Source organism: Rhodococcus sp. 14-2496-1d (genome assembly GCF_002259365.1).
Classification (GTDB): domain Bacteria; phylum Actinomycetota; class Actinomycetes; order Mycobacteriales; family Mycobacteriaceae; genus Rhodococcoides.
Genome location: NZ_NPFV01000014.1, coordinates 21006 through 33495, shown reverse-complemented (window position 1 = coordinate 33495; position 12490 = coordinate 21006). Strand labels below are relative to the sequence as shown.

Sequence of the window (12490 nt, the reverse complement as noted above, 5' to 3'; positions counted from 1 at the left end):
CCTGATCGACACGACGAACACGGGGCGGGGACTTTCAGTTGGCCACCAGTGGGGACCTCGACCTGGCCACCAGTGGGTACTTTTTCATGGCCACGGACAAACGGGTCCGCCGGGGAGGTTCATCTGCTGCTACCCGCGCAGATGCGTCGGGCATCGGTGTCTTTCGTGCGAGCAGAGCGCACGTGGCGGCTTCCGAAGCCCATAACCAAGGGCAGCATCCGCGTTGCTCCTCTGGTGCGTTCACTGGTCGACGCCACGCGGGCCGCGAAATCCGAGACACGGTGCGTTGCCCTGCTGACCGAGGTACTCCAACGAGACGGCGTGTCCATCGACGAGATCGCCACCGAATTGGCCGAAGGTCCGCGCCGCTACAGCGCACTCACGCGCCGTGTACTTCTCGAGCTGCGGGACAACGCGCACTCGGTGGCAGAACTCGAAGACCAACGCCTGTACCGAAGCAGCGGGCTGCCTCCAATGACACACAACTGCGACATCTACGCCCCGAGCGGAGAGTTCATCGCCAAGACCGACGGCTGGATCGACGCCGTGGCACTGGCTCGTGAAATCGATTCCGTGACCCACCACCTGTCACCGGCCGACTACCAGCGGACACAAGCTCGACGCAACCGAATGCAGGCCCACGGACTGGTCGTCGTATCCCATTCACCACAAGACATCCGCGATCGACCGACACAGGTGCTCGACGACTTACGAAAGAATTACCAACACGCTCTCGCCAGACCTCGACCGGATGTCGTGATGGTTCCACGCCAATCGGCCGGGTGAATGGACCATCGGACACGTCTGAGCAGTGCAGTGGTCCATTGACACAGCCGCGGCTGGTGCGTGAATGAACCATTGCACACGTCTGACCGGTGCAGTGGTCCATTGACGCGAACGGGAGCGGAGCGACCCCGACAAACGAGGATCGCCCCACTTCGGTTCGACTAGATCGGAAGCAGCGAGTGCTTGCGTGGACTCTTGTGCACTTCCTTGTCTTTCAGGATGTGCAGGGCCTTACGAATTTCGAGGCGGGTTTGCGAGGGCTCGATGACCGCGTCGATGTAGCCACGTTCGGCGGCGATCCAGGGCGTTGCCACGTGTTCGTTGTAGAAGTTGATGAGCTGCTTGCGCAGGGCCGGTGCGTTCTCTCCGGCCTCGGCGAGTTGCTTGCGACTCATGATGTTGATGGCACCTTCGGCACCCATGACGGCGATGCGGGCGGTCGGCCAGGCGAGGTTGATGTCGGATCCGAGCTGCTTCGAGCCCATCACCGCGTATCCACCGCCGTACGACTTGCGGATCACCACGGTCAGTTTCGGCACCGTCGCCTCGACGAAGGAGAAGATGAAACGGCCGCCGCGATGGATGACGCCGAGAGTCTCCTGGTCGACGCCGGGCAGGAAGCCGGGTGTGTCGACGAGGAAGATGATCGGAATGTTGTAGGCATCGCTGAGGCGGATGAAGCGGGCGCATTTGTCCGCTGCCTTGGCGTCGAGCGCCCCGGACAGGTGCATCGGCTGATTGGCGACGATGCCCACCGGCCGACCGTCGACGCGGGCGAAGCCGGTGATGACGTTCGGTGCCGTCTGGCCCGACAGTTCGTGGAATTCACCGTCGTCGAATATGCGCAGGATGATGTCGTGCATGTCGTAACCGGCGTTGTCGGCGTCGGGCATGAACGAGTCGAGCTTGCGATCGGATTCGGTGATCTCCGGCTCGAGCCCCGGGTTGATCACCGGCGACTCCTCCTGGCAGCTCGACGGCATGTAGCTCAGGTAGTTCCGGATCCACTCGAAAGCGGCCTTCTCGTCGGCAGCGACGTGGTGCACGTTGCCGTTGACAGCCTGGACGCGGGCACCGCCCAGCTCGTCGAGGCTGACGTCCTCACCGGTGACGGACTTGATGACGTCCGGACCGGTGACGAACATGTACGCCTCTTCGGTGGCGACCACGATGTCGGTGTTGATGGGCGCGTACACGGCACCACCGGCACACTTGCCGAGGATCAGGGAGATCTGCGGGCACAGACCGGACAGCGCCTCGTGGCGTCGACCCAGCTCGGCGTACCAGGCCAGGGACGTGACCGCGTCCTGCACACGAGCTCCACCGGAGTCGTTGATGCCGACGACCGGGCAACCCATCTTGATGGCGAAGTCCATGATTCCGGCGACCTTGCGGCCGAACATCTCGCCGACGGTTCCGCCGAACACCGTCTGATCGTGCGAGAACACGGCGATCGGACGACCGTCGACGGTTCCGTGGCCGGTCACGACGCCGTCGCTGTAGAGAGCGGCCGGGTCGTTCGGGGCCTTCACCAGTGCGCCGATCTCGACGAAGCTACCGGGATCGAGCAACGACTTGACGCGATCGCGGGCACTGGGGATGCCCTTCTTCGCACGCTTGGCTACGCCGATGTCGCCGGCCGGTTCCTCGGCCTGTTCGAGCTTCGTCCGTAGTTCGGCCAGCTTCTCCGCAGTGGTGCCACTCAAGATCTACGCTCCGGTTCTTGCAGACTCGATGTTCTCGAGCGTCTTCGACAAATGGGCCGCAATTTTTCCAATGTACGGCTCGTCGACGACCGCGAGGTGATCGCCTCCGACGTAGACGATCTCCAGGTCCTCGACCACCGGTCCCCAGCCACCGTGCTCTTCGCGGGTGGCGTACGCGGGCTCGAGAGCGATCGCGTCGTCGTGGTACTTGTCGGCCATGTACAGCGTCACGTGCCCGCCGTACTTCTTGAGCTCGGCCGTCTGGATGGCCCGATTGTCGAGCCACGACGTGCGCTGATGCTCGATGATCCCGCCGGGGATCTTGGCACCGCTGAGCTTGACCAGATCGGTGATGATGCGGATCTGTCCCTCGTCGTCGGAGTCGACCAGCTTGTCGTAGGGAATCGGGTAGTCGACGTTGTACGTCTTCTTCGCGAACGCCGCGTAGCGTTCCCAGCGCTTGCGCACCTCGTCCTTGGTGTCCGGGATCTGCGTGCCGGGCATGACGGTGTCGAGCAGCCCCACGTAGGCGACCTCGATGCCCTCTTCCTCCATCTGACGCGCGACCTCGTAGGCGAGGATGCCGCCGAGCGACCAGCCGACGAACACGTACGGTCCTTCGGGCTGGATCGCCTTGATCAGCGGCACGTACTCCGCAGCTCGCACGGCGATGGGGCCTTCGACGCGCTCGAGGCCATACATCGGCGTGCCGGCAGGCAGCTTCCGCAGCAGCGGCTCGTAGGCGACGGTGGAGCTACCGGCCGAGTGGAACGCGAACACCGGTGTGGCGGTGGAGCCTTCGGGCCGGGCACGCAGATTGCGTACGACGCCGTCGATCTCACCGTCCTCGAGGTGCGGACGAACCTTGTCTGCGAGCTGTTCGATGGTCTCGGAGTCCAGGACGTCGTCGAAGGTGATCTCGCCGCCGGCCCGCTCGGTCAGACGAGCGGCCAGCTTCTCCGCCGTCTCGTCGTCGAGGATCGGCAGGGTGTTGAAGATTCCCTTGGCCGATTCCTTCGTCACCACAGCCCATGTCGCGAACGTCATCCGCTCGGCATTGTCGCGCGGAGGCACGTCGGATCCGGCGGCCTCGGCGAATGCTTCCTTGCCGCCGAGATCGGTCTGCGCCGCGGCAGCAACTGCCGGGGCAGCCTTCTCGACGGGGGCAGCGTCCTCGGCAACGGGGGCAGCGGGGGCAGGCTCGACGGCGGCAGGCGACGCAGCAGCCTGTTCGGCCGCCTTCTCCGCCGCCTGCTTGTCTGCCAGTGCCTGCACCTCGTCGCGGTTCTCGATCGCGTAGCGCAGGTACTTCTCCACCTCACGCAGGTTGGCGTCGCGCACGGCCTGCAATTGCACTGTGGGGATATCGAATTCGTACTCGACGCGGTTCTTGATGCGCACGGCGCTGAGTGAATCCAGACCCAGTTCGATCAGCGGAACCTCGGGCGGCAGATCCTCGGGCGCGTAGCCCATGGACTCCGCTACGATGACGGCCAGTCGGTCCTCGAGCTTCTGGTTGCCGTTCGGATCCCAGCGATCACCGAACGTCTCGACGACCTCCGGCAGTTCCTCCATGGGAGACGAGGAGCGCTCTTCCACAGCGACAACGGGTTCCGGTCGAGCGTCACCCGAGGTGACGACGGCCTCGTGCAGCAGGGTGAACGCCGAGCCCTCGTGCGCGTGCACCTGTACCGACGCGCCACCGAGGTGCGAGGTCAACGTGGTGACGACCGTACCCGCCTTCGGCACGCCGGCGTGGGAGACCGAAACGCCCAGTGCCACATCGGAGAACACCTGCGACGCGGCAGCAGTGACCAGTGCATCGAAATCGGCGACGGCGGAGGCCTGGACCTCCCAGACGTGGCGGCCGTCCGGCAATGCGACGCGGGCACCGGGAACTCGCGCGTTACCGCTCGAGCTGACCTGCGAGTTCAGCCAGAACTCCTTGCGCAGGTAGGCAGTTCGCGGGATGTCCGCGTACGGGCCGGATTCGAACAGCGTTGCCAGTTCCAGTGCATGACCGTGAACGTACAGCTGCGCCAGAGCGGCGAGGAAGGTCTCGGACTCGTCCTCCTTGCGCTTGAGCGTCGGAATCAGAGTCGAATCGGCGACGCCTGCAGCCCATGCCGTGGCGGCGACCGACATCAATGCGACGGGATTGGGAGCGAGCTCGACGAACGTCGTATGCCCGTCTCCCACAGCGACATTGACGGCCTGGGTGAACCAGACCGGATGACGCATTCCCTTGGTCCAGTACTCGACGCCGTGGATCGGCGCATGCCCGACGCGATAGTGGGCCTCGCGATCGACCGAAGAGTAGACCCCGGCCGTGAGCTTGCCGGGTTCGATTCCGGCGAGTTCGGCGGCCAGCTCACCGAGCAGCACGTCGACGGCTGCGGTGTGTCCGGCACCCTTGACGTCGAGGAGTCGGGCCATCTTGCCTGCGGCCTCGGCCATCTCGACGAGAGCCTCGACCTCGGCGCGCGGTCCGCCGACGGTGGTGTGGGTCGGTGCTGCGTAGACGCAGGGCTCGACGTTGGGGAACTGATCGGTGAGGGTCTTGACCTCGTCGGGGGTGTACTCGACAAGAGCCATTGCGCCCTGCGATGCGGCTCCGAGTCCGTCCTGGCCCTCGGCCAGCAGTCGCGACCGGGCGTAGATGATGCGCACTGCGTCTTCGAGGTTCAGGCCGCCGGCGACGTATGCGGCCGCGACCTCACCCATCGAGTGTCCGATGACGGCCGACGGCTCGGCACCGTGCGCGCGGAGCGTTGCGGCCAAGGCGATCTGGATGACGAAGATGCCCACCTGGGAGTTCTCGAACTCGTAGGTCTGCGAGTCGTCGAGGATGATCTCGCGGATGGAGTAGCCGGCCTCGTCGACCAGCAGCTCGTCCACCTTGTCGACCTCGGCGGCGAACACCGCGTTGGTGCGGTAGAGGCGCGATGCCATCTTGCGGTGCTGTGAGCCGAAGCCGGAGAACACCCACACTGCACCGTTGGAGGCCGGTGAGTCTGCGGAGAACACTCCGGGTCCGGGCTTTCCTGCGGCGATGGCGCGCAATCCTGCGATGGCCTCGGCGGTGGTGGATGCCAGAACCACTGCGCGCGAACGCCCGTGGTTGCGGCGGGCCAACGTGCGGCCGACGTCGACGAGAGGCGTCGTGCTGCCCTCTTCGGTTTCGAGCCAGTCGGCCAACTCTCCGGCGGCTCGCTTACGGCGCGACGGAAGGGCCGCGGACACAGCGAGAATGACTGTCTCCGAACCGGTTTCAGCATCGGACAGAATCGTCTCGGCCTCGGCTACCGGATCGGTTGTCTCGACCTCCGAGACGGCAGGTTCGGGCTCGGGGTCGGCGACGATCGGCAGCTCTGCACCGGAGACGTCGGTGAGGCCTTCGACGAGAACGGCTTCCGGGTCCACGGCCGCGGGGTCGAATGCGCCGTCGGCCTCACCCGGGACGTACTCGCGCACGACGACGTGTGCGTTGGTGCCACCGAAGCCGAAACCGGACACACCCGCGACGGCCTTGCCGGTGTACCGCGGCCAGTCGGTGGCCTCCGGAATCACCTTCAGGTGTGCCTTGTCGAAGTCGATGTACGGGTTGGGGCCCGCGTAGTTCAGCGAGGCAGGGAGCTTGTCCTGCTGCATCGCCAGGACGACCTTGATCAAACCTGCTGCGCCCGCGGCAGATTCGAGGTGTCCGAAGTTGGTCTTCGCCGATCCGAGCAGGGCCGGCTTGTCTGCGTCACGGCCGCGACCGACCACCCGACCGAGAGCGTCGGCCTCGATCGGGTCGCCCAGAATGGTTCCGGTGCCGTGCGCTTCGATGTAGTCGACGCCCGACGGGTTGATACCGGCGTCGCGGTATGCGAACCGCAGCGCATCGGCCTGTGCGTCCGGGTTGGGCGCAAGCAGACCGTTGGAGCGGCCGTCCTGGTTGATCGCGGATCCGGCGATGACGGCGAGGATGTCGTCCCCGTCGCGTTCGGCGTCCTCGAGTCGCTTGAGCACGACGAGTCCGCCGCCTTCGGAGCGGATCATGCCGTTCGCGTCGGAGGAGAAGGCTTTGATTCGGCCGTCGGGCGCGAGCACACCCGTCTGGCCGAAGCCGACGGTGATGGGCGGCGCGAGAAGCATGTTGACGCCACCGGTAACGGCGAGATCGGATTCGCCGGTACGCAGACTGCGCACCGCCTGGTGCACGGCGACCAGCGAAGACGAGCACGCGGTGTCGACGGCGATCGACGGCCCGCGGAAGTCGTAGAAGTAGGACACTCGGTTGGCGACGATGGCGGTGGACGTACCGGTGAGGGCATACGGGTGCACGGCCGGGTCGCTGACGGCGATGAGCTGGTAGTCGTTGGAGGAGCTGCCGATGAAGACGCCGACCTGGCTGCCCTTGATGGAGCTGGCCGGAATGTGCGCGTGCTCCAACGCTTCCCAGGTCAGCTCGAGTGCGAGCCGCTGCTGCGGGTCGACGTTGACGACCTCGTTGGGCGACATCGCGAAGAATTCGGCGTCGAAGGTCTTGACGTCGTCGAGGTAACCACCCTTGGTCACCGTTGCGGCCACCGCGGCGGCGATGACCGGATCGGAGGTGAATTCCTGCCAGCGGCCGTCGGGCAGATCGGTGATGCCGTCGCGGCCCTCGATCAGCAGCGACCACATCTCCTCCGGAGTCTGTCCGGTGCCGGGGAAACGGGACGACAGGCCGACGATGGCGACGTCGTGCGCGTCGCCGGAATTCCCGCCGCTGGTGTAGAACGCGTCGTCGACGGTGCCGACAGGCTCGTCCGGCTCGCCCTCGATGATGATCTTGGCCAGCGAGGCGATGGTGGGGTGCTGGTAGACGACGGTGGCGGTCAGCGTGACTCCCACCAGCTCCTCGATCTCGCCGCTCAATGCGACGGCATCGCGAGAGGACAGACCGAATTCCTCCATCGGGCGGTCGTCGGAGATGGCCGACGCCGGTTGCCCGGTCGCGTCCGCAACCCAGTTGCGCAGCCAGTCCCGCAGCTGCGCAACCGTGAGGTCTCTGCCGTCCACGCGCTCGATTTTGTCTGTCTCTAGTTCAGCCATTACTCACCAAGTCGTGTCGGAGGAAAAACGGAGGGTGCGTCCGTCAGTCGGGCAGTTCTGCGTCCGGGAAGGCCGTCTGCTGGTAGCCGCCACGCAGCGTGCCCTCGATGTACGCGGCCTTGCATGCGCGTCGAGCGATCTTGCCGCTCGAGGTGCGCGGGATGGAACCGGCCGGGACGAGGAGGACGTCGCGAACGGTGACGCCGTGCCGTGCGGAGACCGCGGTACGCACCTCGTCGGCGATCGGAGCCGGATCTGCCTTGCCGGAGCCGGGTGCGCGCTCGGCGACGATGACGAGCTGCTCGGAGCTGTCGTCGGGGTCCTTGGTCAGGGCTGCGCCACTGAACTCGAAGACGATGTCCGGGAGCTGGTTGAGCGGGACGGCGAAGGCTGCGACGAAGCCGGGACGCAATGCCTTGCTGGCTTCCTGGGCCGAGAACTCGAGGTCCTGCGGGTAGTGATTGCGTCCGTCGACGATGACGAGGTCCTTGACGCGGCCGGTGATGTAGAGCTCGCCGTCGTGGTAGACGCCGAAGTCGCCGGTACGCATCCAGTTGCCACCCTCGGGAGCGCCGTCTGCGTGCGAGCCTTCGGGGTTGCGGTGGACGAGCTTGTTGTGGAAGGTCTCGGAGGTCTCGGTTTCGCGGCCCCAGTAGCCCTTGCCGATGTTCTCGCCGTGCAACCAGATCTCGCCGACGTGCTCGTCGGCAACCTCGGTGCCGGTCTCGGAATCGACGATGGCAGCCCACTGGCTGCGAGCGACGGTTCCGGTGGACACCTGCGGGATGGCACCGGGGGCGTCGGGGGCGACGACGACGAAGTTGCCCGCATTGAGCTCGACGCGGTCCACGTAGACAACCTTGGCCTCGTCGGCGTGCTTGCTGGTCGAGACGAACAGGGTCGCCTCCGCCATGCCGTACGACGGCTTGATCGCGGACTTCGGCAGACCGTAGGGACCGAACGCCTCGTTGAACTTCTTCATCGACGACGTGGTGACGGGCTCGCTGCCGTTGATCAGACCGATGACATTGGACAAGTCGAGGCTCTCGCCGTTCTTCGGCAGACCACGCTGGGCCGCGTGCTCGAACGCGAAGTTCGGTGCCGCTGCGAAGGTGCCTGCGCCGTCGGACACCGCGGCGAGTTCCTTGATCCAGCGCCAGGGCCGCTGCACGAACGCACGCGGGCTCATGATGGTGATGTACTTGCCGCCGAGCGCCGGGAGAATGACGGTGAGCAGGCCCATGTCGTGGAACATCGGCAGCCAGGTGACGCCGCGGGAGTCGTGGTTGATCTCCATGCTGTCGACCATCTGCAGCGCGTTGACGCCGACCGCGCGGTGCGTGATCTCGACGCCGGCCGGGGTCCGCGTCGAACCGGACGTGTACTGCAGGTAAGCGATGTCGTCGAGCCCGGCCGTCGGCTCGACCCACGTCTCGCCGACGCTGTCCGGGACCGCGTCGACGGCGATGATCCGGGGGCGCTCCGCGGCGGGGAGCGCGCGGAAGAAGGCGCGTACGCCTGCTGCCGAGTTGCTCGCGGTGAGGATGGCGCTCGGCTTGCAGTCACCGAGGACGGCATGCAGGCGATCGGTGTGGCCTGGCTCGTCGGGATCGAACAGCGGTACCGCGATGGTGCCCGCGTAGATCGCTCCGAAGAAGGCGATGACGTACTCGAGGCCCTGCGGTGCCAGGATGGCCACTCGATCACCGGGCTGGGTGACCTGCTGCAGGCGAGCAGCGACAGCTTTGAGGCGAGTACCGAACTCGGCCCAGGTCAGCTCGTGAGCTTCGCCGTCACGTTCCCGGGAGTAATCGACGAACCGGTACGCGAGCGTGTCGGAATTCTCCTTCACGTTCACCTCGACGTGGCGGACGAGCGTCTGCCCCTCGCCGATGGTGATATGGCCGTTCTCATCGATGAAATCGTCGAACGTGTGGCTCATTACTTCAATCTCCTCCGACACGAATCCGCTGCCACACAGCCTGCGTGACCTGGGCCCGCACGACCGGCTACGTGCATGCGGACACCGAACAGCGTTTTATGTTACTGACTAGTAGCTCTTATGGTGTCGGTTTGGCACCTGGTTTGAAGGCCAGCTACATGGTACCGACACGCGCCTACGTCACTCGCCTTTCAGCAAGTCGACAACCGGCGCGAATGCTTCCATTTGAGTAGGGAAAACCCCGACATAGGACATCGTCGTCCGCGCGCGAACGTTACGGATCTGATCGGCAATTTCCTCGTATGTCCCGAATGCGAGGTACGGAGACGACAGGATGTCCTCGACGGTGAGCTTGACATCGACGTCCACGTTCGGCGGGTAGCCGTTGTCGAGTGCCGCCAGCGCCATCTCGGCCATCTGCTCACGGTCGTCGGTGACGACGATCGTGGTGATGGCCCAGTTCAGTTCGATGTCGTCGAACCGATCGCCTGCTGCTGCACGAATGAGCTCGACACGCTCGAGGGTCTTCTCGATGGTCATGCCCGAGAGCAACAGCTTGCCCTCCTTCGAGGTGCTCGGCACCACGGAGATGATGTCGGCGTGCTTGGCCGCCAGGGCGAGCATCCTCGGACCGCCACCGCCGATACAAATGGGAGGACGCGGTCCCTGGCGGGGCCGAGGACTGCCCTTGAGTCCTGCGATCGTGTAGTGCTTGCCCTCGAAGTTGCATTCCTGACCGCGCAACAGGACGTCGAGAATTTCGAGGGTCTCCTCCAGCTTCTCGATCCGCACGCCAGGGCGGTCGTACGTGATCCCCGCCTTGTCGTATTCCTCACGCATCCAACCCGCACCCAGACCGAGCTCGAGCCGCCCACCCGAGAGCACATCGATGGTGGCCGCATCCTTGGCCAGCACCGCGGGATGCCGGAAGCCGTTCGCCAACACAGCAGTGCCGAGCCGAATCTTGTCGGTGGCCACGGCGAGCGCGCCGAGCGCTGCGATCGGACCGACCTGGTTGCCCAGGTGGTCGGGAATCATGAAGCTGTCGTAACCCAGTTCCTCGGCCTGTTGCGCCAGCTTGATGAACTTCCGAGCCCCGCCCTCCTCGGCGTTTCCCTCTCCGCCTGCAGCGAATCGGAATTTGCGCGGCCCTGCGGTCGCGGCCTCGGCGGAACTCATCTATTGCTCTCCTCGGAGTGTGCAGCGGTCTTGTTTCTGATGGCGAGAGCAGCCCGGCCGAGGCCGATCTGCGCAGGTCCAAGGCGCCACTCTAGCCGCTGACCCGAGTCGATCACACCGGCTGGGGGCTTCGCGGCCAAGGTTTGTGCGCGGCACCAGACCACTGCACGTCGCGTTGTGACGTTTCCGTTATAAAGCGTCGACACTCACGAATGCGCGGGCGTCGGGGCATTCTCGATCAGTCCGGCGGCCCACCCAGCGGTCCACTGAGTGGCCGTCGTACCGGATCCGTCGACGACGAAACTGTTGTACGACGCATGAACCGGGTTGCCTGCAGCCCCGATCAGAATCTGGATGCTCTGCGGAATGTTGCGGAGCGACAATCCATCCGACGGCGACGAGCAGATCAAGTCTCCTGGTGCACAGATCTGGTTGGTCCGGTCGTCGAGGGCACCGAAGCCCCCTTCTCGACGCCCCGTCATCGTGATGCCGGGCAGGTCGAGTCCGCCGAGAGCGACCTCGGCACCGACGCCGTCGAGCGGAGCCGGAACATCGGTACCGGAGACGCCGTCGCGTCGACCGTCGGCGATGAGGGTGACGCCCAGAACACGATCGGCGGAGATGGGACCGTTGCCCGCTCCGATGTCGGCCGCGATGTCGCCGGAGATGACCGCGCCCTGCGAGAAGCCGGTGAGGACGAAGTTGGTCAACGGGCAACGCGCACTGACATCGGTCATCTTCTGCACGGCGACGGCTTTGCCCTCGGTACGACTGTTGTTGTACGACTGCTGACCGTCCGGCGGCAGCGCGATGGGATTGGAGAACTGAGCCACGTACGGCACGGTGTAGACGTCGGCTCGCGAACCGGGGAACTGCTCCTGCAACGGGCGGGTGACGTTGAGCATCAACGATGCCGGATTGGCCGTCGGGTTGTACGGATCGTCGGTGGACGACGATTCCCAGGTTCCGGGGATGGCGATGACCTGGACGTCGGGGCAGTCGGCCGGCTGCGACGTCGGCTCCTCCGGTCCCGGTGGCACCGGGATGCCCGGTTCCTTCGGCAGCCGTCCGGCCAGCAGGTACCACAGGGCGACGATGATCAGACCGATGATCGCCGCAACGGCGATCACCGGAAGGATTCTGCGCTTACGCTTGGCCATCACCGTTGATCTCTACGGCCTGCAGTACGTCGCCTGCGCTGCGGCGATATAGGTCTGGGCTGCCTGCTGAGCCTGTGTCTCGCTCATCTGCGTTCCGGAGGCGCTTGCCTCCACGCCGACGTTCGCGGTGACGAAGGTCGAGATCTCCTCCGCCGTGACGCCCTGCGCCTGCGCGGCACAGATGTAATTGGCCGTCGACACCGCGATGTCGCCGTTGCCCGCCGGGGTGATCCCCTGCTTCTTCAGCTCCTCCAGGAAGCTCGCGCCGCGGTCGTCGATCTGGCTTTCCGTCGGCCCGGGGAAATCGTCCGGGACGGGCTGCGGCTGCTCGGGCGGCGCGGTGGCCGCCTCACCCGGACTCGTGGTCGGCGCAGCAGTGGTGGTCTCTGCGGCCGACGTCGTCGACTCGGCCACGGTCGTCGTCTCGGCAGCCGAGGTGGTGGTCGTCGGCGCTCCGGTAGCCGTCGAGTCGTCACTCCCGCAGGCCACCAGCATCGAACTCGCCGCAAGGGCGAACACACCGAGCGACAGAGTCCTGGTGAGGGAATTACGCGTCATCGATCGAAATCCTTCGGTCGTCGGGTCGCAGGCGAGAGTACCGCCACGCTCTGAGAAGACTCTGAGCTGATGTCGTT

At 65.4% G+C, this 12490-nt stretch carries 7 protein-coding genes; 1 reads left to right on the top strand and 6 read right to left on the bottom strand.

Features of this window, described 5'->3' with window-relative positions:
- Window positions 1-165 precede the first annotated feature (165 nt).
- On the top strand, window positions 166-786 hold the full coding sequence (locus tag CH296_RS10850; RefSeq protein WP_094684702.1) for a hypothetical protein: 621 nt from the start codon (window positions 166-168) through the stop codon (window positions 784-786).
- Window positions 787-947: 161 nt separating this feature from the next.
- Here the strand turns inward: CH296_RS10850 and CH296_RS10845 are convergent, their stop codons facing one another.
- From CH296_RS10845 to CH296_RS10820, 6 genes are all read right to left on the bottom strand, one after another.
- Window positions 948-2492 (bottom strand): acyl-CoA carboxylase subunit beta, encoded by a 1545-nt coding sequence (locus tag CH296_RS10845; RefSeq protein ID WP_032396431.1) that lies wholly within the window; start codon window positions 2490-2492, stop codon window positions 948-950.
- A 3-nt stretch (window positions 2493-2495) separates the two neighbouring features.
- Window positions 2496-7574 (bottom strand): polyketide synthase Pks13, encoded by a 5079-nt coding sequence (gene pks13, locus CH296_RS10840; RefSeq protein ID WP_094684701.1) that lies wholly within the window; start codon window positions 7572-7574, stop codon window positions 2496-2498.
- Window positions 7575-7617: 43 nt separating this feature from the next.
- Window positions 7618-9516, bottom strand: a complete 1899-nt coding sequence (gene fadD32 / locus CH296_RS10835) for a long-chain-fatty-acid--AMP ligase FadD32 (RefSeq protein WP_032396433.1) — start codon at window positions 9514-9516, stop codon at window positions 7618-7620.
- Window positions 9517-9696: 180 nt separating this feature from the next.
- Entirely contained in the window at window positions 9697-10695 is a 999-nt protein-coding gene (locus CH296_RS10830) for an LLM class F420-dependent oxidoreductase (RefSeq protein WP_032396434.1), read from the bottom strand.
- 206 nt (window positions 10696-10901) lie between these two features.
- The gene (locus tag CH296_RS10825) at window positions 10902-11855 is read right to left on the bottom strand and encodes a cutinase family protein (protein WP_032396435.1); all 954 of its coding nucleotides are present in this window, start codon (window positions 11853-11855) and stop codon (window positions 10902-10904) included.
- A gap of 12 nt (window positions 11856-11867) precedes the next feature.
- On the bottom strand, window positions 11868-12413 hold the full coding sequence (locus tag CH296_RS10820) for a DUF732 domain-containing protein (protein ID WP_094684700.1): 546 nt from the start codon (window positions 12411-12413) through the stop codon (window positions 11868-11870).
- Window positions 12414-12490 lie beyond the last annotated feature (77 nt).

Bases quoted from the DNA above. Each gene is read 5' to 3' on its own strand.
- pks13 (WP_094684701.1), bottom strand. From the start codon at position 7,574: ATGGCTGAACTAGAGACAGACAAAATCGAGCGCGTGGACGGCAGAGAC.
- CH296_RS10825 (WP_032396435.1), bottom strand. From the start codon at position 11,855: ATGGCCAAGCGTAAGCGCAGAATCCTTCCGGTGATCGCCGTTGCGGCG.
- CH296_RS10830 (WP_032396434.1), bottom strand. From the start codon at position 10,695: ATGAGTTCCGCCGAGGCCGCGACCGCAGGGCCGCGCAAATTCCGATTC.
- CH296_RS10820 (WP_094684700.1), bottom strand. From the start codon at position 12,413: ATGACGCGTAATTCCCTCACCAGGACTCTGTCGCTCGGTGTGTTCGCC.
- fadD32 (WP_032396433.1), bottom strand. From the start codon at position 9,516: ATGAGCCACACGTTCGACGATTTCATCGATGAGAACGGCCATATCACC.